Origin of the sequence: Acinetobacter sp. TGL-Y2, from assembly GCF_001612555.1 — a bacterium.
GTDB lineage: Bacteria > Pseudomonadota > Gammaproteobacteria > Pseudomonadales > Moraxellaceae > Acinetobacter.
Genome location: NZ_CP015110.1, coordinates 667,498 through 691,418, shown reverse-complemented (window position 1 = coordinate 691,418; position 23,921 = coordinate 667,498). Strand labels below are relative to the sequence as shown.

The following is a 23,921-nucleotide window of genomic DNA, read 5'->3' as shown; positions in this document are numbered from 1 at the left end:
TGGTCGGAGCAGTAGGATTCGAACCTACGACCCCCTGGTCCCAAACCAGGTGCGCTACCAAACTGCGCCATGCTCCGATATTCTACTTTTAAAGTAGTGGGGTGAATGACGGGATTCGAACCCGCGACAACCGGAATCACAATCCGGGGCTCTACCAACTGAGCTACATCCACCATTACAACATTTTGGTTCGCTAATATCAAGCTACGATGGTGCGCCTGACAGGATTCGAACCTGTGACCATCCGCTTAGAAGGCGGATGCTCTATCCAACTGAGCTACAGGCGCATTACCGATGATATTGATACCACTGGAAAACCTTCGCCTTGAAGAATTGGTCGGAGCAGTAGGATTCGAACCTACGACCCCCTGGTCCCAAACCAGGTGCGCTACCAAACTGCGCCATGCTCCGATTCATCTCAGCTTTGGTACCGTTCAACTTATCGTTTGATGTATTGTTCGGTACGGTGTGCATTCTAGGCGTGACGTTGTTACACGTCAACACCTATCTTCAAAAAAAATTAAAAAAACACGTCAAGTGTATATTTATCAAACATTTTGATCGATTTTAACGCTTTAAACTGGCACTAAAGTTCAACATTCGATCGAGCGGTAATTTGGCGCGCTCTGCCAGAGCGGAATCAACGAATATTTCTTGATCACCTTTACGCAGTACATCCAAAATGCCATCCAATTCATTCATTGCCATCCAAGGACAGTGCGCACATGAACGGCATGTTGCACCCTCTCCTGCCGTTGGCGCTTCAATCAGGGTTTTATGCGGTACCAATTGCTGCATTTTATAGAAAATCCCGCGATCCGTTGCTACGATCAGGGTGTCATGTGGTAGATCTTGTGCCGCCTTAATGAGCTGAGAGGTACTTCCGACGGCATCTGCGACGTCAATAACGGCTTCGGGTGATTCAGGATGCACCAAAACAGCTGCATTGGGATATAAAGCCTTCATTTGCTCAATGCCACGTGCTCGGAATTCCTCATGCACAATGCATGAACCATCCCAAAGCAGCATATCAGCACCTGTTTTCTTTTGAATATAACGTCCCAAATGTTGATCAGGTGCCCAAATAATTTTTTCACCGAGACTGTCTAGGTGCTCAATAATATCAACGGCACAACTCGAGGTGACCACCCAATCTGCGCGTGCTTTGACTGCTGCTGAGGTATTGGCATACACCACTACAGTATGGTCTGGATGTGCATCACAAAATGCAGAGAACGTCTCAGCTGGACAGCCGAGGTCTAAAGAGCAAGTGGCTTCTAAGGTCGGCATCAAGATCGTTTTGTTTGGCGATAAGATCTTCGAGGTTTCCCCCATAAACTTCACACCAGCCACCACCAGTGTCGTGGCTTCATGATCACGTCCAAAGCGTGCCATTTCTAAAGAATCCGAAACACAACCACCGCTCAATTCAGCCAACTCCTGAACTTCAGGATCGCAGTAATAATGGGCCACCAACACCGCGTTGTGTTTTTTCAATTCTGCTTGAATCTCGGCAAATTTTTGCTGTTTGGTTTCTTCACTTAAACTTGATGCCTTAGTTTCTCCTAAACGCGCCAAATGAGCTTGAACAATGGTTTTGGCTTCATTGGCAATGAGATGCGTTGAATCATTCATTCTGAATTCTCTATCCTTGGTGCTTATATTCACAAGCGATTAAGCCATAATTGGTAGGGCATCTTGCTTTGACCAATCGTTAAAATAATTAAAGCAACAAAAAAGCCTCACAATGGAGGCTTCTTGAACTTAGGAGCGATAATCTGCGTTGATCTTGACATAGTCATAAGACAAATCGCAGGTATACACCGTATCTTTAGCCTGACCGCGCCCCAAATCAACACGAATGGTGATCTCAGCTTGGTTCATTACCTTGGCACCCGCTTCTTCAGTATAGTCAGCTGCAGCGCCACCATCTTTACAGATTTGCACATCATCTAACCAAACTTGAATTTTTTCAACATTTAAATTTGCAACACCTGCATAACCAATGGCAGCCAAAATACGTCCCCAGTTTGGGTCCGATGCAAAGAATGCAGTTTTTACCAATGGTGAATGTGCAATGCTATAAGCAATATCACAACATTCTTGGGTGTTGGCACCGCCTTCAACTACGACGGTAATGAATTTGGTTGCTCCCTCACCGTCACGTACGATCAGTTGAGCCAAACGCTTCATCACACGCGCTAAAACTTCAAGAACCACAGTATAGCGCTGATCATCAACAGATGTGATTTCAACCCCACCTGCTTGTCCTGTGGCAGCAAAAATACAGGAATCATTGGTCGATGTATCACCATCAATAGTAATACGGTTAAATGACTGCTCGACCGTGGTTTTAAGTAACTGTTGCACCAATGCTCGAGAAATAGGCGCATCTGTGGCTACAAAACCCAGCATGGTCGCCATATTTGGACGAATCATCCCTGCTCCTTTAGAGATCCCCGTCATGCTGCAGGTCACGCCATCCAATATAAATTGTTCAGATGCACCTTTAGGCAGAGTATCTGTGGTCATGATTCCAGACGCGGCTTCTGACCACACGTCGTTTTTCAGACTGTCAAAAGCAGGCTTTAATCCTGCAATCAAGCGCTGCATTGGAAGTTGTTCACCAATGACACCTGTTGAAAATGGTAAAACTTCGTTGCTATTCACCTGTGCCACTGTGGCGAACTCGGCACACGTGGTTTGCGCATTTTGCATGCCAATTACACCAGTCCCTGCATTGGCATTGCCTGTGTTAATCACCAAATAGCGTGGATTAGTCTCCATGAGATGCGCTTTAGATACATGTACAGGAGCAGCACAAAATGCATTTTGAGTGAATACGCCTGCAACATTGGTGCCTTCAGCAAACTCAAATACCACCAAATCACGTCGATTTGGATATCGTACATAGGCTTCTGCCGAACCAATTTTCACACCTTTCACCACATGCATCTGTGGCATTGCTACGTCACCCACCGCCATTTTAGATTGTCCAGAATATAAAATTGAATTCAAAGCTTAGTAGAAATTGAGTTAAAAATCGAGGAAATAAAGTATCTCAATGATTGGAATGATGAATCTTAAAAGCGAGGGTTTTATTTAAAAACTATAAAGCCAGTAGAGTCACTGGCTTTATAGAAGAAGGTGCTAAATCTAAATTTAGTTGGCAGTTAAAGCAGCTGGATCAAGCAATGCTTGTTTGGCTTTTTCTTGACTCGATACTGACAGTGCTGGATTGGTTGCCACAATACGGTTGACTGTTGCAGGTGTCACGGCAGCAACTGCTGCTGTTTTTAAAATAATTGGCCGACCCGCAGTATTACCTAAGGTATAACGAATACCAGTACGTGGACTAATCACTGTGGTTGAATCATTTTTCACTTCAGTCTGCGCAGTGGTCACACCCTGAGCCGCCTGAACTTTTTCTAAAGTCGTGGTTTGAGTTGCTGTATTCGCCAGTGTAAATGTAGGTAAAGCAAAAAGTGCGACAGCTACAGTTTTTAGTATTGTTTTCATTTTCCATCCAAATATTTCAAACATGCCAAGTAAATAACATTAACTTGTTCAATTGGCAATGCTTATTCACATCTAGTCACCAAACCATGGCATAAAATTTTGGGCATAAACAGAATTTTGGACATAAACAGAAAAGTCCAGCGATAAAAAAAGCAGAACACCAAGTTCTGCTTTTTTACTACCACGATTAAATTTTACCGTGACACTGTTTGTATTTTAAACCTGAACCACATGGGCAAGGTGCATTACGACTTTCAGGTGGTGTAAAGCTTGTGCTTGAAAAGTCTGTCGCCTCTTGACGAGCTGTTTGTTGATCTAAAGTTTGTTCACCAGTTAAGCCGTCCACTTCAGCATGCGACAAAGACAGTTGCATCGCTTCTGCTTGCGCTTGCTGCTGTGCTTCCATTTCTGCCAACTCTTCAGCGGTTGGTAAACGCACCAATGACAAATCGGTCACGACATCTGACTTAATTACAGCCAACATACTGACAAATAAGTTAAAGGCTTCTTTTTTGTATTCTTGCTCAGGATTTTTCTGTGCATAACCCCGTAAATGAATCCCTTGACGCAAGTAATCCATCGCTGCCAAATGATCTTTCCAGTGACGATCTAGAGCACTGAGCATAAAGTTACGCTCAAGCATTGCTGCGGATTCATCACCCATTTGCGCACGTCGACTACGGTAGCGCTCAATCACTGCATCAGAAATACGGGCAGCCAATGCTTCTTCGTCGAGGCGGCGATCTTGATCTAACCACTGCTGAACAGGAAGTTCGATACCTAAGTCATTGCGAAGTGCAGACTCTAGACCTGGAATATCCCACTGGTCATGAATCGACTCTGGTGGAATATACGTTTCAATCACACCTTTCATGACTTCACGGTGCATTGACTCGATGTAATCTTGAAGCGTGCTTTCCGCTAGAACTTCATCGCGCTGTGAGTAAATGATCTTACGCTGTTCGTTGTTGACATCATCATATTTCAAGAGATTCTTACGAATATCGAAGTTACGTGCTTCCACTTTACGCTGCGCATTTTCAATTGAGCGTGAGACCATTTTGTGTTCAATCGCTTCATTTTCTTGCAAGCCCATCGCACGCATCATGCCCACAACACGATCACCTGCGAAAATACGCATTAAGTCGTCTTCAAGTGACAAGAAGAAACGTGAAACACCAGGGTCACCTTGACGACCTGAACGACCACGTAACTGGTTATCAATACGGCGTGATTCATGACGCTCAGAACCGATGATGTGTAAACCACCTGAATCCAGCACCATTTGGTTGTTCTGTTCCCACTCCGCTTTAAGACGCTCAACATCTTCGGCAGTGTAGTTTTCAATTTTTTCTAACTTCGCTTTCCAGTTACCACCGAGCAAAATATCTGTACCACGACCCGCCATGTTGGTGGCAATGGTGACTGCACGCGGTGAACCGGCTTGCGCAATAATATCTGCTTCACGCTCATGTTGTTTCGCGTTTAAAACTTCGTGAATAATGCCCGCTTCTTTTAATTTATCAGACAAAATTTCAGAGGCTTCAATGGTCGCTGTACCAATTAAAATTGGTGCAACGCCCGCTTCATGAATTTTCTGGATTTCTTCAATAATGGCATTGTATTTGCCATTACGGTTTAAATAAATTAAATCGTTTTGGTCATTACGCACCATTGGACGATGCGTTGGAATCAGCACCACATCCAAGTTGTAAATTTCTTTCATTTCTGCAGCTTCAGTGTCGGCAGTACCGGTCATGCCTGAAAGCTTTTTGTATAAACGGAAATAGTTTTGAAATGTTGTTGTTGCAAGGGTTTGGTTTTCAGGTTGAATCTCTAAACCTTCTTTGGCTTCTACCGCTTGATGCAAACCTTCAGACCAACGACGACCTGGCATGGTACGACCAGTATTTTCATCCACAATAATCACTTCATTGTCATGAATAATATACTGAACATTACGTTGATACAGATAGTGCGCACGAATTGCAGCAGTCACGTGGTGAACCAAGTTTAAATTTGCTGCTGAATACAGACTCTCGCCTTCAGCCAATAAGCCCATTTCAATCAGTTCAGCTTCAACCGCTTCAAAACCAGCTTCAGTAATTTCCACTGAACGTTGCTTTTCATCAATCCAGAAGTGACCACCATCTGCGACTTTTTCTTCTTTTTGTGCTTTGAGTTTTGGCGGGATCGCATTGATCGCCGCGTAAAGCTGCGAAGAATCTTCACTTTGACCCGAAATAATCAGTGGGGTACGCGCTTCATCGATCAAGATCGAATCGACCTCATCGATAATTGCATAAGTTAAGCCACGTTGTTTTTTCTCAGCGAGAGAAAATACCATGTTGTCACGTAGGTAGTCAAAACCGAATTCGTTGTTGGTACCGTAAGTGATATCTGAACGATAAGCTTCTGCTTTTTCAGTCGGGCTTTGCATAGAGTAAATCACCCCTACGCTTAAGCCCAAAAATTCATACAGTGGACGGTTCAACTCAGCATCACGCTGCGCTAAGTAGTCATTCACGGTAATCACGTGAACGCCTTGTTCACTGATGGCGTTGAGATATACAGCCAAAGTACCCATCAGGGTTTTACCTTCACCTGTGCGCATCTCAGCAATTTTACCTTCATGTAAGGTAATACCACCAATCAACTGGACGTCATAGTGACGCATTCCCATGATACGTTTACCCGCTTCACGGCACACCGCGAATGCTTCTGCTAACAATCGATCTAGACTTTCGCCTTTTTTATATCGTTGTTTGAATTCTTCGGTCTTTGCAGATAAGTCTGCATCATTTAGTGCAGATATGGCCGGCTCGAGCGCATTGATCTTCTCGACAATTTTACGCATACGCTTCAGTTCGCGCTCGTTTTTAGTACCGAAGATTCCTCCGATCAGACTTACCAACATGTATAGACTCTCTAAAACTTGCTTATCAAAATAAATTTTCTCAGACGTTATTATGGTGCTAGAAATTTGAAGTACAAGGGTTTTACACAAAAGCATTCAAAATTTTCTGACCAAGGTGTCTATCACGTATGAGCGACGGCGGATTAATGTAGCAAATTTAGCCATTCCATAGATAGTTGATTCGCATCAATTCTGTGGATTTTTTTCATGACTCAATCTTATATATTCTATTTTCTCATAAAGAAATAATAAAACGCTATTTTTAATTCTAAGAAAATGGGTCGATATTAATCTTCAATCATAGACCACTATTCTAACAATGAGGTTCCAAAATGACTTTACGTTTAGGTGATATCGCCCCAGATTTTGAGCAAGATTCGAGCGAGGGAATCATTTCATTTTATGACTTTCTCGGCGACAGTTGGGGCATTTTGTTTTCACATCCTGCTGACTACACGCCTGTCTGCACCACTGAACTGGGTTTTACTGCAAAATTAAAGCATGAATTTGACAAGCGCAGGGTCAAAGCCATCGCACTTTCTGTCGATGATGTGGAGTCACATCATGGCTGGATTAAAGATATCAATAGCACCCAAGGCACTGACGTTAATTTTCCGATCATTGCAGACAAAGACCGTAAAGTATCGACCTTGTATGACTTTATCCATCCCAATGCCAGTGAAACCCTAACCGTTCGTTCACTGATCATTATTGATCCCAATAAAAAAGTGCGTTTAATCATTACTTATCCCGCATCCACTGGTCGTAATTTCCATGAAATTTTGCGCGTGGTCGATTCATTACAATTGACTGATAAGCACAAAGTGGCTACACCTGCCAACTGGCAGCAAGGTGATGATGTGGTGATTTTACCCTCACTGAAAGATGAAGCTGAAATTCAGCAACGCTTTCCAACGGGGTATACCGCGGTGACGCCTTATTTACGTTTGACGCAACAACCGAAGTAAAAATCAGAAACACGATCCGATCGATACGATCTGAGAAGTTAAGCCCCTAATAAAATTGAAACAAAGACAAATTTAGGTGTTTTTGAACTACCTAAATTTAAAATCATTTAAGACACATTTGACGAGTCGCCTTAAATGTCGATTGCCTGTCTTCGGGCAGGTTTTTATTGCTTTAGCATCAAAATCACTGACTATTTTAAGCGTGCGCTTTAAATATCTTTATTGCTGTGAATGATTTGCGCTATAACAGTTTAAATAATTCAAAAAAAACTGACTATGATTCATAAGATTCATCATTTAAATTGCGGAAGCTTCTGTCCTTACTGTGCGCCTCTGTTCGGTCAACGCGGATTCAAGGCAAAATTGGTTTGTCATTGTCTCTTGCTCGAAACAAATCAAGGTTTGGTACTGGTTGATACTGGACTTGGCATGCAGGATTATTTGCACACCCAAAAGCGTTTAGGCACGATCATTTCCAAGTTTGGTACGATCAAAAACGATATCAATTTGACTGCCATCGCACAGATTCAAAAACTCGGCTTTAAACCGTCCGATGTGAAACATATTTTGGTGACGCATTTAGACTTTGATCATGCAGGTGGAATTTCAGATTTTCCACAGGCCATGGTGCATGTCCTTTCTAGTGAATTTAATGCGACACAAAACTTCAATTATAAAAATAAAATTCGCTATAAGTCAGAGCAGTTAAAACAGCATCGTTATTGGAATTTTATTGAGCCTGAGTTTGGTGAGTCTTGGTATCACTTCTCCAAAGTACAAAATTTTAAAATCTTTCAAGACGAGATTTTGATGATTCCGCTGTTAGGTCATAGTGAGGGTCACTGCGGAATTGCAATTCAACAAAAAGCGCATTGGCTATTGTTCTGTGGCGATGCGTATTATTCACATCAACAATTGAACCCGAAGACCCAACTCCCTGCTTTAGAGATGACTGAGCGCTTATTTGCTCATGATAATCTACAGCGCATACAGAGCTTAAAGCAGATTCAACTGCTCGCGCAAAATCATCCTGAAATTGAAATCATTTGTGCGCATGATCCGATTGAATTCGGCCGCTATCAATCATGATGTAATCAGTGAAGTAACCCATAGATGTTGCTTGATTCGGTTGAAATGATGTCACTCCCAAAAGACGTATATCCAAAGCGCCCTTAGCAAATCAATAGCATCCAAAATAATGATGCAGTGTGATTCATCAAGTCCACATTTTTATCAAAATTTTTTATCAAACCGGTACGGGTATCTTGTCGAAGTTGGCGAACCAAGTCGTTTTAAATCATGTCAAATACAGCAGTCATATTTTTCATCAGATTTAAATCAACAACGAGAAAATCTTTCGTCCTCACCAGAAAAAATGGATTCGAGAGCAGCTCTCGAATCCATTTTAATAGTCTTTATTTCGTTAAGTTTAATTAACGATTCTCGAGTGGCACCCAATCGATAACCCAAGCCGACTTCATGTTTAAGCTCGGATCAGTGTTAATTTTCTTGCGCGCAGCATCTGCCGATTCACGATCTTTTGATGGACCCACCATGATCCGAATACCTTTTGAGGTTGGACTTTTGGTAACTTTGTAGCCTTTGGCACGTAATTTTGCAGCAACAGCGTCCGCATTGGCTTCGTTGGCTGCCAAAGCGACCTGAACCATCCACTGCTTATCGCCATTTTCCAATAATTCACGTGCTTTATCGGCTTCAGCTTTTTTCTTGGCTTCTTCGGCTTTACGTTTTTTCTCATCCGCAGCTTTCTTCTCCGCCGCAAGCTTATCTATATCTGATTTTTTCTTGGCGTCTTCAGCTTTACGCTTATCTTCGACCGCTTTCTTCTCAGCAGCTTTCTTGTCTGCTAATTTTTTATCTGCAGCTAACTGCTCAGCCTGTGCTTTTTTCTTGGCTTCATCTGCGACGCGTTTTTGCTCAGCAGTGGTTTGCTCTGTTTTGGCTTTTTGCTGTTCCAGTTTTTTCTGTTCTGCTTTTTTGTCTTCAGCTAAGCGTTGTGCCTTGGCTTTTTCGTCCTCAATCAGTTCAGGTGGAATATTGTCTGAACTTTGCTGAGCACCTGTACGATTAGCATTCATCGCTGCATATTCTTCAGCGGCACGACGGGCAGCTTCAGCTTCAGCTTGCTGCTGAGTACGTAAAAATTCAGCAGATCGGGCTTCTTGTTCAGCCACTGCTTTTTCACGTGAACGGCGCTGTTCTTCAAGCAACCGTTTTTCAGTTTCAACATCTACCGTCAACGGTTGCAGCTGTACCGTTTCAGATGCGGCATTGCCCTGTCGAACCGTTTCGACCGGTTGATTTGGGCTTGGCATTTGGTTCTGATGTATTTCTTCTTTACCTTTGAGTAAAAGCGCGGCCAATAAAACACCACCACCCAATAGCACAACGCCTCCCATCCAGCGTTGTTTGTTATTCATTGACATTGTCTAAATACTCCCAGACCGCCTCTAAGGTATGAAACGAACCACACACCAAAATCAGCTGATTATTATTTGATTCTTCAAGCGCTGATTGAAATGCTGCTTGTACATGTTGGTAATGTTGTACTGTTTCGCCCGAAAGCGCAGATTCCAATTGCTTTAATGGTGCTGCTCTTGGTACACCCATCTCTGCAATTTTCCACTTGAATACAGTGTTTTTCAATAACTTAACCACAGAATTTATGTCTTTATCTGCAAGCATCGAGAAAACAGCGACAACTTCTGTGTACTGTTTATTGTATTCTAAGAATTTTCGCAATTGCTTTAACAAAAACTCAACACCATGAGGATTATGACCCGCATCGAAAATGACGGTTTTTCTCGCAATTTCTCGAATTTCAAAACGACCTGGTAAATGAGCGTCCACAATGCCTTGAGCAATCGATGCCTGATCTACATCCAGCCCACTGAGTAAAACTGCTGCTACCGCCGTTGAAATATTATCGACAGCCAGAGTACCATGTGGAAGTTTAAGCGTCGTACCAGCAGATGCAAAATTCCAGCTTAGACCATCTTCCGCTTCTACATAAAAATAATCACGATTTAATGCGTACAGCTGTGCATGGCACTGATCAACTTTATCTTGAATGGCTTGAGGCATATCTTGCTGACCAGCAAAAATTACCGGAATATTCGGACGAATAATGCCTGCTTTTTCAAATGCAATTTTTTCAATGGTATCACCCAACCAATCGGTATGATCAAGTCCTATATTGGTGATGACAGCAAGATTTGGATTCACGACATTGACCACATCTAGACGACCGCCAAGCCCGACTTCAAGCACCCAAACATCACATTTTTTATGTTTAAAAATAACAAAAGCCGCAAGTGTCGTGGCTTCAAAAAAAGACAGGCTTAACCCACATTCGCGGCGTGCTTGATCTACCAACACAAAAGCATTTACAAGCGCTTGATCATCTACTTCAATCCCAGACAATTTGACTCGTTCATTAAAACGATAAATATGCGGCGATTGATATAGCCCAACATGGTAACCCTGTGCCTGTAAAATCGAGGCTAAAGTGGTCGAAGTTGACCCTTTACCATTGGTTCCAGCAACGGTGAATACTGTTGCATTGGGGGATACAACACCTAACTTTTCCGCCACAGGAATGACGCGTTCTAAACCTAAATCAATCCCTGTAACGTGAACATGGCTCCAATAATCGAGCCATGTTTTTAAATCATCAGTTTCTAATGGAGCATTCAGCTTCAAGGCAAATTCATCAACTTTGATACGATTCGGTATACAGTATCACGTAATGCATGACGATGAACAATTTGGTCGATTACACCATGATCAAGCAAAAATTCTGCACGTTGGAACGGTTCTTCCAATTTCTCACGCACGGTTTGCTCAATCACACGTTTACCCGCAAAACCAATCATAGCTTTCGGTTCAGCAATATGTACATCACCCAGCATTGCAAGTGATGCAGTCACACCGCCATACACAGGATGGGTAAGCACCACGATATACGGAATGTGTGCATCTTTCATTTTTTGAATCGCAGCTGCTGTACGTGCCATTTGCATTAAAGACAACATGCCTTCTTGCATACGTGCACCGCCAGACGCTGCAAAACAGACCATCGGTTGTTTAGTCGCAATGGCTTTTTCTGCCGCTTGCACAAAACGATCACCCACCACAGTGCCCATTGATCCGCCCATAAAGTCGAATTCGAATGCACATGCGATGAGAGATAAACCTTTAATCTGACCTTGCATCACCACCAAAGCTTCAGTTTCACCGGTTTTTTCCTGTGCTTCTTTCATACGCACTGGATATGGCTTTGAATCTTCAAATTTGAGTGGGTCTTTGGCTACAAACTCTTGTCCCAGCTCGCCTGTGGTTTGGTCAAAAAACCAATTCAGACGATCGCGTGCCTTCATTTTCAAATGTTCATCACACTGCGGACATACATAAGCATTGAACGACATCGCGGTACGCGTGACTAAAGCATGACATTCAGGGCATTCAATCGTTGGCTCTGTAAATGTGGCTTTTAATGTTTGTTGTTCATCAGGTACGTGAATCCCCGGCACTGAGCGGTCAGTCCATGGTGTAACTGGACTTAAAATTTTCCCTGATTTCACTTCTTGATTCATACTAACTCATCGAGCGCAGCTCGAAGCTCCTTGACTTTGTTGACCGCTTGCTCAGCAGCTTGTTCAGGTGCAATGTTGGCAAATGGTTTGACAAAAGCACTTCCCACAATCACAGCATCTGCAACGCTACCCATTGCTTTCGCAGAAGCAGCATCACTAATTCCGAATCCAACACCCACTGGCACATGGGTCACCGCTTTGATTTTTTGAATGCGTGCAGCAGCATCTGCGACATCCAAAGTTGCAGCACCGGTCACCCCTTTTAATGACACGTAATAAATAAAGCCGCTGGCTTGATTTGCCACGTGTTGAATACGCTCATCCGTAGAGGTCGGTGCAAGTAAGAAGATTTGATCCATCTGATACTTTTTCAGTACTACGGCCAAATCTTTGGCTTCTTCAGGGGGTAAGTCCACCAAAAGAATGCCGTCTACACCGCTATCATGTGCAATCGATACAAAACGCTCATAGCCAATGACTTCTACTGGGTTCAAATAGCCCATTAAAACCACTGGTGTTTCTGTATCTTTTTCACGGAATTGCTTGACCATATTCAATGCATCAAGGGTATTGGTGCCCGCAGCTAAAGCACGCTCAGCGGCTAAAGCAATCACAGGACCATCTGCCATTGGGTCAGAAAATGGCAATCCAAGTTCAATCACATCCACCCCTGCCTCGACCATGTCATGCAACAGCGGAACTGTTACTTGTGGTTGAGGGTCACCCGCCATGACATAAGAAACAAGAGCCTTACGCTGTTGAGATTTAAGCTGTGCAAATCGTGTGGCTAAACGTGACATAGGGTTGTGCATTCCTTGAATTGTATAAAATTGAGGAGTTTGTTTTGTATGAATACAAGACAGCTCATTGTAACGCTATTTTTTACTCATTGAACAGAGCATGCGCACTGACAAATCCATCTCATATTCATTGAACAACCCGAGTGCATATTTATCAATGTTTTGGCTTTTTTCACAATGATCAAATAGCTCGTTTTTTTGGCTTTTTTAAAAGGTTCAATTTGAAGATTAGCTTAGCGATCAGCCCGAAAAATGGTTAAAAAAAAGCACGTTATGCATTACATTTTAATTTTTCTGAATTAACCAAAGCTGTTCTATACTATAGCGGCTTACTTATTTATTACTTTTGTTATGACCACATACTCCCAAGGTAAAGCTCCTCCCAGAGCGCTTGCCCTTCTACCGCTTATTGTTTTTTTAGCTATTTTCTTAGGCAGTGGTATTTATCACACCTTGATCGGCACTGAGTTTGCCTTCTATCAAGTGAAGGCACCGGTGGCTGCGCTCCCTGCGATTATTCTTGCAGTCGTGCTTTACCGCGGCAAACTCAACGCGGGTATTGAGGAGTTTTTTAAAGGTGCCAGTCATCCCAACCTGATTCTCATGTTTATGGTTTTTATGCTAGCAGGCGCGTTTGCCAGTGTGAGCAGCGCTATTGGCAGTGTAGATGCAACGGTGCAATTTGGGCTATCGATTATTCCACCAGAATTTGTCCTCCCAATGCTGTTTTTTATCTCAGCCTTTATTGCGACCGCCATGGGCACATCCATGGGCACGATTGCAGCCTGTGCCCCGATTGCTTTTGGCTTCACTCAAGTCACGGATATTAATCCTGCACTTGCCATTGGTGCAGTCGTCGGAGGGGCGATGTTTGGTGACAATTTATCGATGATTTCCGACACCACCATTGCAGCAACACGCAGTCAAAATGTCGAGCTCAGAGACAAATTTAGAGTGAATGTTTGGATTGCAGTCCCCGCTGCGCTACTGACAATATGCGGCTATATGTTGCTAAAATTTAATGCACAAAATGTTGCATATACTGCCTATAACTTTTGGTTAATTCTGCCCTATTTAGCGGTCTTCATTTTGGCATTTACCCGCTTGCATGTACTGGCCGTACTGAGTTTGGGCATCATCATTTCAGGTTTGGCAGGACTCATTGTCCAAGCTGATTTTGATGTGCTAAAACTGAATAATGCCATTTTTGATGGCTTTGTCGGCATGTTTGAAGTGGCATTATTGTCCATGTTCTTGGGCGGGATTTCTGCCATCATGCAAAAAGAAGGCGGTTTAGAATGGCTGATACAACGCATTTATAGTTTGACGCGATGGTTTAAGGTCGGTAAACAACGTGCAGGTGAAATTGGCATTTGTTTCTTGGTGGTCTTTTCCAACTTCTTTGTGGCCAATAATACCGTTGCGATTATTTTATCGGGTGACATGGCACGTGAAGTGGCCAAAGAATATGGTGTCGACCCAAAGCGTGCTGCTGCCTTACTGGATATTTTTTCATGTGTGGTTCAAGGTCTGATTCCCTTTGGCGCACAGTTGCTGTTGGCATGTTCCATTGCAAAATTATCACCTGTTGAATTGATCGGCTCGGTTTACTATTGTTGGGTGCTGGCAGTGATTGCAGTATTATCGATTATATTCCGCTATCCACGGCTGAAACAGGCATAAATAAGTAAGCTCACAATCAAACCTAAAAATACGCTTGGTTAAATTTAAAAAGGTAAGTACATACTTACTTTTTTTTATGTGCACTTTTTAGCATTTTCTTGCGTTCTAATAAAGTATGCCCATGAAATGATTTATAAGCTCTTGCTAGAGCAGATTGATCTGAATAGCCCAGCGCTAGCGCTATTTCAGTGAAACTCAGCTGTAGTAGTAAATTTTCACAGCGCGCCATGCGTTCAGTTTCAATAATGTTTTTAAAAGATGTGTTTAAAGCGCTCAGTTGCCGCTGTAAGGTTCTGACAGACACATGCAGCTCATACGCAATGTCTTCAATTTTAGGTACGGTTTGTTTGAGCCTTAAATATTCCGCCACAATCCCATGCAACTGTTGATCAATCGAATCGTGGCTTATTTTAGAGGCGATTGCATCTTCAGCTTGCTGGATCAGCAAATGAATCAATGACGGATCTGCGTGTTGGGGTTTTAGCGCAAGACTTCCTAAACTCAGCATCAGCGCATATTCGCTGTGTTTAAACAGCACCTCACAGCCATAGAACTTTTGATAATGATAACTTGCCATCAATGGCTCATGTGCCAGCAACACTTTTTCTAATGGAAATAACCCTTCAGGTAAAATGTGTTTCGCCAGTTTGATCATCATGGCAGTGGTGATTTCATTGATCCAAGCATATTCCTCAGTAATCAAAGGCCAACTGAGTTTCAGCAATGTCCCTTCTTGCTGAATGTGCATCGGCGTAATCTCATCGCCATCAATGACCAAACGGCTGAACTTTAAAATGTATTGCAATGCCTCTGCCACGCTGCCACGCTGCCACTTCGGGTTGCCATATACCCAAGGACACCGAAATGTTCGGCTTTGACATATTCTGCCATTTGAAAAATAAAATCAGGCGGTGCCACTTGACGTGTCTGTTCAATTAATTCAATAAAAAAAGCATGCGAGGACTGCCCCGCCAAAGGCAAATTCAAAATTTCATCAAGATAACTACGATCTTCCCCAATATTAAGCAAAAGAATCTGATCAAGATGAAGCTCACATATGTACCGATACCACAAATGAAAATAACCATTGGGAATGTATACATCTTTCATCTTATTCCATTCCGTTCATTAGGTTAGATGCTGACATTTTAGATTTTCTTTTGTCGTAAAATGTATAAAAAATGGCAAGAATTGTCAAAACAAAGCGATGAATGAACGCCATACTGACATGATCTGAAGTGATGCCAGTAAAATTAAAATGAATGCTTTCACCCAATACACTGTTGAACCCGTGGTTCGTAAAAATCTTAATTTTAAATTAGAGGAGATTCCGCGTTTTTGGTTTGGGGGTGATCCATTTAAAACCCGCATGTTTGATGCTTTAAGCCTGACTTTTCCAGACGGCGAGCGTTATTTTATTGAGTCGGTACGTTTATTTAGAGACAAAATTAAAGATCCGAAACTACAACTGCGCGTGGCTGATTTTATTCGTCAAGAAGCCCAGCACGGTATGGCGCATGACAAAATGAATCAAGTGATGAAAGATCAAGGCATGCCTGTTGATCAATTCATTCAAACATTGAACAAAATGTTTAAATTCGAGCTGACTAAACGCTCTCCTGCTTATAACATTGCAATGACGGCTGCCGCAGAACATTTAACGGCATTGATGGCAGATACTTTTTACAGTCATAAAGAAACGTTGCAGGATGCTCATCCCTATGTTCGTGCATTATTGGCTTGGCATGCGATTGAAGAAATGGAACATCGTGATGTTGCTTTTGATGTAATGAAACAAGTTGGTGAAGTTCCCGAACTTACCCGAAAATTTGCCTTAGCATTCACCACGGTATTGATGCTTGGATTTACCACATATCGTGCCAATATCATGCTCAAGCATGATGGTTTTGACCGTTTATCTAGACTGAAAATGACCGTTAAAGGTCTGCCTTGGTTTGTCGGAAGCAATGGTATGCTCACCAAAATGCGTAAACCTTATGCTGAATGGTTTAAGCAAGATTTTCATCCCAGCCAGCATCCGATTATTGCCCAATATGATGTTTGGTTAAAAACACTGGCGGAAACCAATGATCCTATCCAAGCGGGTGAAGCGTTTTGGCAAGCAGGTAAATAAATTAGGTGCGAAGTGCTTGATTGCTTAACATTTTAAAATCAATTGATCACGTTGACCTCGATACACGGAGTCGATGCACTGAATTGTTGGGTATTCATAAAGAGCATTATGACAAATGAAATGATCTTTAATGATAGAGATCCTATTTAATTTTTTTTGCATAATCTTAATTCAATTGATTTGAGTGATAAAAATAAAATGAATGCAATCAATCATCCTTCTTTAGATCCAGTCGTTCGTAAAAATCTAGATTTTCGCTTAGATGAAGTGCCTCGCTTCTGGTTCGATAATGATCCTTTTAAATCAAGACTCTTTGATGCGTTGAGTTTGACCTTTCCAGATGGCGAACGTTATTTCATTCAGTGTGTACGACTTTTTCAAAATCAAATCGAAGATCCTGAATTAGCGAATCGTGTGAAAGTTTTCATTCAACAAGAAGCACAACATGGCATTTCACATGACAAAATGAATAAAATTTTGATCAATCAAGGAATGCCTATTGAAAAATATATTCGACAGGTCAATCAACGTTTCAAACACGCCCTAAAACGGTATCCAAACACCTTTAATATTGCGATTACAGCATCATGCGAGCATTTGACAGCATTGATGGCGACCACATTTTTTAGCGAAAAAAGTACCATGCAGGGTGCACACCCCTTTATTCGCGGACTTTTTGCTTGGCATAGTATTGAGGAAATGGAGCACCGTGACGTTGCTTATGATGTGATGGTCGATGTTGCGAAAACTTCAAACGTAGTTCGGTATACCGCTCTGATTTTGGTTACGATCATGATGTTTGGTTTTACCATGCAACGAACTCATGGTTTATTAAAACAAGATGGATTTACTCGTATTGAAAGAGTCAAAATGTTTAAAGAAGGCTTGAAATGGTTACTTGGTCAAAAAGGCATACTGACCGTAAAAAAACAGGACTATTTAGATTGGTTTGATCCTAAATTTCACCCGAGTCAACATCCGATTATTCAACAATATCAAGTTTGGGTAGATACTTTAAATACAACACAAGATCCAATTGTCGCAGGTGAGGCTTTTTGGCAGGCAGCTCACTAATATCATCATTTAAAGAAAAAAGCTCACCTGATTAGATGAGCTTTTATTAGGATCTCAAACAATCACCACTTCGCGTAGTGTTGCTCAAGCAATCCATATTGTTGATCAAAATGAACAATACCCTGATCTTCTGTTTCAATCTGCCCTGTAATTTTGGATTGCCATTGACTAAATTGACTACAGACCATACGCAAATTTAGGTTTTCATAGCGTCGCCAACCGGTGTTTACAGTCAGATTAAGCTTTTCATCCAGCGAACGAATGCTCCAGACCTGCTCACTTTGCATTTCAAATAATACATCCGACAGTCCAAACAAATGCCCATTGATCCAAAGACAGTTCTCATTGCCAAAACTTTCATTGACGCCAGAGGCTAGATTCAATCCGATACGATTGCCTTGTTTATCCCAAAAGTTACACGACAACCAAAACCACGCTGTTTCAGGTCTTAAAAAACCACAGGTGTCATCAAGCGATGCAAAACTGCGTTCGTTAAATTCATTTTTTTCATTTTCTTTGTTCATGAAAAAGCCTTCCACCGTCAAGGTGCTCAGCTTTTGGGTATAAGTCCAACCATTAATACCCGTCGGACTACACATACTTAAGGAATCCGTTCCAGCACAAAAAATACGTGCTTTTAGCTTTTCTTCACCATGTTTTTTGACACTAATATAGCGCACACCATTGGCATGTTGAATATCCAAACTAAAAGGCGAACTGTGAAAATGACTGTGGTTATAGAGCGGCTGTTCATCCAAAACGGTATGATGTGCCATGACATTAATGGCATTCCACTCCAACACTTGCTGGGTTTGATGATCATAAATATAAATAAAGCCATGTCCCGCCCATGCAATATCGACTATAGCAATGCCAATGCTATAGTGCTCATGCTGAATGCTGCAAAATTTAAATTTCTTATATTTTAGTTTTTTTCGCCAACCATTTAAGGGTTTGCCATAAGGCGTTTTATAAATATAACGTTCAACCGTAATTGCACTGGGTGGCTCACTAAAGCGGCCATAACGTGGCTGTCCATTTGCTTGTATCAAATCCATTGAAAACTTTTCCATTGTCCAACTTTGAATAAGGTTAGACTTTAGTCGACTATTGTCATTATTACCTATTTTTATTATTTATGAAAATGTTGAATTATCGAACCAGAAAACACAGCAAAAAATAAAAAAAGCCAGTGATCAAGCTGGCTTTTTTAAGCAAAGCATACGTTAAAGATAAAAAATGATTACCACTTTCCCTCACCTAGTTCTTGACCAATATAATGGTAGCTCGCTTGTGATCTGGAGAACTTAATCGGACAGGCCAGTTGTCGTTCTGTTTCGGTCGAATTTGGTTTTAATGGGACATCGACCACCCAACCACGCTGCTGAGCCAGATCAGAATTCAGTGCTTCATCTAAATGCATAACCGGTTCCACACACACATCCAGAGATGAGAAAATGGTTTTCCATTCGTCCCAGGTTTTACTTTTAATTTTTTGCCCTATTGCCTCTTTCACCGCCTGACGGTCTTCAGCATCAAAAGACGTGCCTTTTTGTATAAGTATCGGCAATTCGAGTGTGGTTGCAAGGCCTGTCATAAACTGCGGTTCTAAACTACCAATGGAGATATAACGACCATCAAGCGTTGCATAGTAGTCATAAAAAGTGCCGCCATTTAAATGCTCTTGCTCAGGCTGCTGTTTTTGTGAACCCGCAAGCACTGCCGCTGCTGCCATATTGTTTAAGCCAACCACACAATCGGTCATAGAAATATCAATATACTGACCTAGACCACTTTGCTGGCGCTCGATCACCGCAGTTAAAACCCCAATCACGGCATGCAGAGAACCACCTGCCACGTCTGCAATTTGAATTCCCATAGGCGGCGGACCACTCTCTGCACGACCTGAATGACCCGCAATGCCAGATAACGCCACATAATTAATGTCATGTCCGGCCTTATCTTTATAGGCACTCGTTTGACCATAACCCGTAATGGAACAATAAATTAAGCGGGGATTGATCTCGGCCAAGGTTTGATAGTCCAATCCCAAGCGTTGCATTACCCCTGGACGAAACTGTTCAATGACCACATCATAATCAGAAATTTTTTGTTTGACCGCTTCAATACTTTTGGGGTCTTTTAAATCCAGTGTAACTGATTGTTTATTACGGTTTAAATAACTATGAGAGGTAGCCTGACCATTGGCATAAGGCGGTAACATTCGAACCAAATCAGGTCGTGTTGGCGATTCAATATGAACTACCTCTGCACCTAAATCTGCCAGATATAAGGTTGCAAAAGGTCCAGGCAGTAAGGTTGAAAAATCAAGAACTCTTAATCCTTTGAGTGCTGCTGTCATAATACAAATAATCCCAATAATGTTGATTTTTCATCCATCATAGAAATATAAAAGTATCTATACAATGTCATGTTCAGCCATTTACCTTGATAGTTTCGGCAATTTATGATGTAAAAGAGCAATTACTCTAGTGTAAATTGCTAATTTTAATTTTCTTAGCGTCATTTAGGTCAAGAAGAAGTGAACATCAAAGAGACTGAAGGATTTAACATGAGCCGCGATACGATTAGTATCCATTTCGTGAATGCTGCCCTCACCGGCGTCAAACGTCTAGGGATGGATGTTGATACTTTGCTTTCGCACGTCGGAATCGAAGCTGAACTCCTTCGTCAACCTAAAGCACGTATCTCTCCAGAGCAATACACCCGGTTTGTCAAAATGTTATGGATGGTCACCCAAGACGAACACGTTGGATTTGATATCCAGCCCCGTCGTCTAGGGACGTTTGCCATCATGAGTCAGCTCATCATCCATGCTAAAACGCTGGGTGAAGCCTTAGAGCTTTCTTCGCAATTTTACAAATTGTTTGGCGATGAATGGTCGGTGAGTTTAGAGCGTGATAAACATGAAGCACGCTTGGTTCCGATTATTCCAAGAAGCATGGATCCAGATCATTTCATTACTGAAAGTATGCTGATGATTTGGCATGGCTTGGCATCTTGGTTAATTGAACGCCGTATTCCATTAGAACGCGTGCATTTCGCTTATCCACGTCCGCAACATGCAGATGAATACGATGCCCTATTCTTTGCACCCGTGATTCAATTTGATTCAGCGCGAACAGAAATCACCTTTGCAGCAGATTATTTAGATCTACCGATTCGCCAAGATGAGAATACCCTTGAGGAATTTTTAAAAGGCGCACCTGCCAAGCTGTTGGTGAAATTCAAAAATACCAATTCTCTTACCTCACGTATTCGTGAAGTCTTAAAGAGTCAGATTGGTGAAGAAATGCCGACCTTGAATGATGTAGCGGCAATGCTATATTTATCACCGCAAACCTTACGTCGTCGCTTGGCTGCCGAAGGTAAGAGCTATCAGGGTGTAAAAGATGCGCTACGTCGTGATGCTGCGATTCATTTATTGCTTAATCCTTCTTTGACTTTAGAAGACGTGGCACAGCAAGTCGGTTTTAGTGAAACCAGTACATTCCACCGTGCATTTAAAAAATGGACTGGGGTGACTCCGGGTCTGTATCGCCAACTGCATGGTTATCATTAATTAAACATAAACCAAGTAATGAGCCTAGAAGCATTGATTGACTGACTATGATCTAGGTTCATTGCCTCTAGATGATTGGTTTAGATTTTCCTAACATGTGGGCATACAGAACAGGATGTTCTTTATAAAATACAATAAATAAATACCATCATAAGGAACGTGAGATACGACAGGAGTCATATCGAATTAAACCTATACAAAAAAGAGTTCAGCAGGATGTTGGGCTTTTTTGTACGTTTATAGGGACAAAATTGAGTATTAATGTCTAATTTGAATTTAAATTCGAGCTTAATACCCTATTAAATATCAGAATAATAAATATTTGGTATAAATAACTTGAATAATTATTAAATTGATGTAAGATTAACTCAACTAGAAAAAAAGTCTTGTTTCGGTAAATCTTCTTTAAGTATCGCAGTTTTAGTCATAATCCTTCGTTTTTTAGATTTTAAGTTCCATTCTTTATATTTTCAAAGTTATCATTGGTCTATAAAAAGACTTAAAATTATTAAAATCTATAGGATTTATTATGTCAAATTCAGCTGTTGTTAAAGGTACTGTTAAATGGTTCAACGAAACTAAAGGTTTCGGTTTCATTCAACAAGAAAATGGTCCTGACGTTTTTGCTCATTTCAGCGAAATCGCAAGCTCTGGTTTCAAAACATTGATCGAAGGTCAGCAAGTTGAATTCAGCGTTGCTCAAGGCCAAAAAGGTCCAAATGCTGTAAACATCGTTGCAGTTTAAAAAATACTGAACTATGAAGAATAAGATCTGATCTTGTTCTTATAGTGATAAAAAAGCCGACCTGTTCGGCTTTTTTTTTCGTCTTAAATTTGAGGATGCCTTATTTTTAAAGCGTGCAAAATAGATACTTAATATAAGAATAAAAACGATTGAGATGCTTATCGCTAAAATCTCATTTCAGAAAATATCCGACTAAGCTCTCCTCCTCATACCAAACTCGTCCAGCGCAGATAGATTTTAAAAGAAATTATGGTCATAGATCCTCTACGCATAAAAAGCAACCTGACATCATCATTAAAAAATTAAAATAAGAACGTGCCGCAACGTAATTCCAAAAGTTTGGACTCTATTTTCGATATAGCCGATAGGGGTATCCCATGTTGATACTGATGTTCGAAACTGATTCAGATCTTTCACTGATTATACTTTATTGATTCCAATCATTCAGACTGATCGCATGTAGACACACTATTTTAAAGATATTAAAAATTTGAACCACGTTTGAATACTGATCTTTTTTGGTTTTTTTACGGTTTGCGGTTAAGTGTCTATAAATTTGATATTGGCAGAAACCTCCATTGACCTGATTCGTTCTCGTCATTGCAGAATGTATAAGATCAATTACACTCGAAGACACCATAACAATGTTTAATTTATAAAAAAGGAATGCATATGAGCGAGGCATATATCATTGACGCCATTCGCACACCACGCGGAAAAGGAAAAAAAGATGGTTCACTTTATGAAGTTAAACCCATCACTTTATTGACCACCCTGTTGAATGAATTACAAGAACGTCATCAGCTCGACACATCAAAGGTGGATGACATTGTGTTGGGCTGTGTTACTCCAATTGGTGACCAAGGCTCTGATATTGCAAAAACTGCCGCGATTGCTGCAGGTTGGAATGATGATGTTGCGGGTGTGCAAATTAACCGTTTTTGTGCTTCTGGTCTTGAAGCAGTCAACTTAGCTGCACAAAAAGTCCGCTCAGGTTGGGAAGATGTTGTGGTGGCGGGTGGCGTTGAATCCATGTCTCGTATTCCGATGGGTTCAGATGGTGGTCCTTGGGCGCTTGATCCTGAAACCAATTTAAAATCGACCTTTGTCCCACAAGGCATTGGTGCTGATTTAATTGCGACTTTAGATGGTTACACGCGTGCTGATGTCGATGCATTTGCTGCAAATTCACAACAAAAAGCAGCAGCAGCACAAACTGCCGGACATTTTGATAAATCCATCGTGCCTGTCAAAGACAAAGCTGGCGTTGTGATTTTAGACAAAGATGAATTTATTAAACCCACCACTACGGCTGAAGGTTTAGCTCGGCTTAATCCAAGTTTTGAAATGATGGGTGGTATGGGCTTCGATGCTGTTGCCTTACAGAAATATCCAGAAGCGCAAAAAATTAATCACGTACATCATGCTGGAAACTCATCAGGCATTGTCGATGGTGCTGCAGTGGTCTTGATTGCCTCTGAAAAAGCAGTTAAAGAGCAAGGTTTAAAACCACGTGCCAAAATTCTCTCAACTGCACTGGTGGGTACTGACCCCACGATTATGTTGACTGGCCCTGCGCCTGCTGCGCGTAAGGCTTTGGAGAAAGCAGGTCTCACCATTGATGACATTGATTTATTTGAAGTCAATGAAGCATTTGCTGCAGTCGTCATGCGTTTCATTACAGAACTTAAAGTTGACCCTGCAAAAGTCAACGTGAACGGTGGCTCGATTGCCATGGGGCATCCACTTGGCGCAACGGGTGCCATGATCTTGGGCATTTTGCTTGATGAACTGGAACGCCAAGGTAAAAAGCGTGGCTTGGCAACCTTATGTGTGGGTGGTGGTATGGGTATCGCGACCATTATTGAGTTGGTTTAAGGAG

20 protein-coding genes and 4 tRNA genes are annotated in these 23,921 nt (G+C 41.7%); 8 read left to right on the top strand and 16 right to left on the bottom strand.

Going from position 1 to position 23,921, the window contains the following annotated elements; genetic code table 11:
- The 8 genes from AMD27_RS03235 to secA form a co-directional block, all read right to left on the bottom strand.
- Window positions 1–77, bottom strand: a tRNA-Pro gene (locus tag AMD27_RS03235).
- A 20-nt stretch (window positions 78–97) separates the two neighbouring features.
- Window positions 98–173 (bottom strand) — tRNA-His (locus tag AMD27_RS03230).
- Window positions 174–210: 37 nt separating this feature from the next.
- Window positions 211–287: transfer RNA gene (locus AMD27_RS03225), tRNA-Arg, on the bottom strand.
- Window positions 288–334: 47 nt separating this feature from the next.
- Window positions 335–411, bottom strand: a tRNA-Pro gene (locus AMD27_RS03220).
- A 156-nt stretch (window positions 412–567) separates the two neighbouring features.
- The gene (gene nadA / locus AMD27_RS03215; RefSeq protein ID WP_067656278.1) at window positions 568–1,635 is read right to left on the bottom strand and encodes a quinolinate synthase NadA; all 1,068 of its coding nucleotides are present in this window, start codon (window positions 1,633–1,635) and stop codon (window positions 568–570) included.
- A 129-nt stretch (window positions 1,636–1,764) separates the two neighbouring features.
- Window positions 1,765–2,985 (bottom strand): bifunctional glutamate N-acetyltransferase/amino-acid acetyltransferase ArgJ, encoded by a 1,221-nt coding sequence (gene argJ / locus AMD27_RS03210; RefSeq protein WP_067656276.1) that lies wholly within the window; start codon window positions 2,983–2,985, stop codon window positions 1,765–1,767.
- A 177-nt stretch (window positions 2,986–3,162) separates the two neighbouring features.
- Window positions 3,163–3,519, bottom strand: coding sequence for a hypothetical protein (locus AMD27_RS03205; RefSeq protein WP_067656274.1), 357 nt, complete (start codon window positions 3,517–3,519; stop codon window positions 3,163–3,165).
- A gap of 187 nt (window positions 3,520–3,706) precedes the next feature.
- Window positions 3,707–6,436 carry a preprotein translocase subunit SecA gene (secA, locus tag AMD27_RS03200; protein WP_067656271.1) on the bottom strand — a complete coding sequence of 910 codons (2,730 nt, stop codon included), beginning with the start codon at window positions 6,434–6,436 and terminating at the stop codon, window positions 3,707–3,709.
- A gap of 332 nt (window positions 6,437–6,768) precedes the next feature.
- On the opposite strand from secA, the gene AMD27_RS03195 reads away from it, so the two are divergent.
- Both AMD27_RS03195 and AMD27_RS03190 read left to right on the top strand, forming a co-directional pair.
- Window positions 6,769–7,404 (top strand): peroxiredoxin, encoded by a 636-nt coding sequence (locus AMD27_RS03195; protein ID WP_067656268.1) that lies wholly within the window; start codon window positions 6,769–6,771, stop codon window positions 7,402–7,404.
- A 276-nt stretch (window positions 7,405–7,680) separates the two neighbouring features.
- Window positions 7,681–8,493 (top strand): MBL fold metallo-hydrolase, encoded by an 813-nt coding sequence (locus tag AMD27_RS03190; RefSeq protein WP_067656265.1) that lies wholly within the window; start codon window positions 7,681–7,683, stop codon window positions 8,491–8,493.
- A 344-nt stretch (window positions 8,494–8,837) separates the two neighbouring features.
- Here the strand turns inward: AMD27_RS03190 and AMD27_RS03185 are convergent, their stop codons facing one another.
- Genes AMD27_RS03185 through trpA form a run of 4 tightly spaced genes read right to left on the bottom strand, consistent with a single transcriptional unit; the run spans window position 8,838 to window position 12,820 of the window.
- Window positions 8,838–9,851, bottom strand: coding sequence for an SPOR domain-containing protein (locus AMD27_RS03185; protein WP_416202800.1), 1,014 nt, complete (start codon window positions 9,849–9,851; stop codon window positions 8,838–8,840).
- On the bottom strand, window positions 9,838–11,127 hold the full coding sequence (folC, locus tag AMD27_RS03180; RefSeq protein WP_150115747.1) for a bifunctional tetrahydrofolate synthase/dihydrofolate synthase: 1,290 nt from the start codon (window positions 11,125–11,127) through the stop codon (window positions 9,838–9,840). The genes AMD27_RS03185 and folC overlap by 14 nt, the downstream gene beginning before the upstream one ends.
- A complete protein-coding gene (gene accD, locus AMD27_RS03175) occupies window positions 11,124–12,020 on the bottom strand; it encodes an acetyl-CoA carboxylase, carboxyltransferase subunit beta (RefSeq protein WP_067656262.1) in 897 nt (298 codons plus the stop codon). Before accD ends, folC begins: the two co-directional genes overlap by 4 nt.
- Window positions 12,017–12,820 carry a tryptophan synthase subunit alpha gene (gene trpA / locus AMD27_RS03170; RefSeq protein WP_067656257.1) on the bottom strand — a complete coding sequence of 268 codons (804 nt, stop codon included), beginning with the start codon at window positions 12,818–12,820 and terminating at the stop codon, window positions 12,017–12,019. The genes accD and trpA overlap by 4 nt, the downstream gene beginning before the upstream one ends.
- A gap of 351 nt (window positions 12,821–13,171) precedes the next feature.
- Between trpA and AMD27_RS03165 the strand changes: the two genes are divergently transcribed.
- Entirely contained in the window at window positions 13,172–14,503 is a 1,332-nt protein-coding gene (locus AMD27_RS03165) for a Na+/H+ antiporter NhaC family protein (protein WP_067656254.1), read from the top strand.
- Between the two features lie 64 nt (window positions 14,504–14,567).
- Here AMD27_RS03165 and AMD27_RS03160 read toward each other — a convergent pair whose 3' ends face one another.
- Together AMD27_RS03160 and AMD27_RS19320 are read right to left on the bottom strand one after the other, a co-directional pair.
- Window positions 14,568–15,308: a helix-turn-helix domain-containing protein gene (locus AMD27_RS03160; RefSeq protein ID WP_322843238.1), complete on the bottom strand. Its 741-nt coding sequence runs from the start codon at window positions 15,306–15,308 to the stop codon at window positions 14,568–14,570.
- The gene (locus AMD27_RS19320; protein WP_322843237.1) at window positions 15,293–15,613 is read right to left on the bottom strand and encodes a hypothetical protein; all 321 of its coding nucleotides are present in this window, start codon (window positions 15,611–15,613) and stop codon (window positions 15,293–15,295) included. Before AMD27_RS19320 ends, AMD27_RS03160 begins: the two co-directional genes overlap by 16 nt.
- Before the next feature lie 148 nt (window positions 15,614–15,761).
- Between AMD27_RS19320 and AMD27_RS03155 the strand changes: the two genes are divergently transcribed.
- On the top strand, window positions 15,762–16,637 hold the full coding sequence (locus AMD27_RS03155) for a metal-dependent hydrolase (RefSeq protein WP_067656251.1): 876 nt from the start codon (window positions 15,762–15,764) through the stop codon (window positions 16,635–16,637).
- A gap of 198 nt (window positions 16,638–16,835) precedes the next feature.
- Window positions 16,836–17,711 carry a metal-dependent hydrolase gene (locus tag AMD27_RS03150; protein WP_067656248.1) on the top strand — a complete coding sequence of 292 codons (876 nt, stop codon included), beginning with the start codon at window positions 16,836–16,838 and terminating at the stop codon, window positions 17,709–17,711.
- Between the two features lie 62 nt (window positions 17,712–17,773).
- Here AMD27_RS03150 and AMD27_RS03145 read toward each other — a convergent pair whose 3' ends face one another.
- Together AMD27_RS03145 and AMD27_RS03140 are read right to left on the bottom strand one after the other, a co-directional pair.
- Window positions 17,774–18,769, bottom strand: coding sequence for a DUF2804 domain-containing protein (locus tag AMD27_RS03145; protein WP_067656245.1), 996 nt, complete (start codon window positions 18,767–18,769; stop codon window positions 17,774–17,776).
- 185 nt (window positions 18,770–18,954) lie between these two features.
- A complete protein-coding gene (locus tag AMD27_RS03140) occupies window positions 18,955–20,073 on the bottom strand; it encodes a CaiB/BaiF CoA transferase family protein (RefSeq protein ID WP_067656242.1) in 1,119 nt (372 codons plus the stop codon).
- A gap of 210 nt (window positions 20,074–20,283) precedes the next feature.
- Between AMD27_RS03140 and AMD27_RS03135 the strand changes: the two genes are divergently transcribed.
- The 3 genes from AMD27_RS03135 (at window position 20,284) to AMD27_RS03120 (ending at window position 23,917) form a co-directional block, all read left to right on the top strand.
- Window positions 20,284–21,294, top strand: a complete 1,011-nt coding sequence (locus AMD27_RS03135; RefSeq protein ID WP_067656239.1) for an AraC family transcriptional regulator — start codon at window positions 20,284–20,286, stop codon at window positions 21,292–21,294.
- A 529-nt stretch (window positions 21,295–21,823) separates the two neighbouring features.
- Window positions 21,824–22,039: a cold-shock protein gene (locus AMD27_RS03130; RefSeq protein ID WP_067656236.1), complete on the top strand. Its 216-nt coding sequence runs from the start codon at window positions 21,824–21,826 to the stop codon at window positions 22,037–22,039.
- A 672-nt stretch (window positions 22,040–22,711) separates the two neighbouring features.
- Complete coding sequence (locus tag AMD27_RS03120) at window positions 22,712–23,917, top strand: acetyl-CoA C-acetyltransferase (protein ID WP_067656230.1); 1,206 nt, start codon at window positions 22,712–22,714, stop codon at window positions 23,915–23,917.
- The last annotated feature ends 4 nt before the right edge of the window (window positions 23,918–23,921 follow it).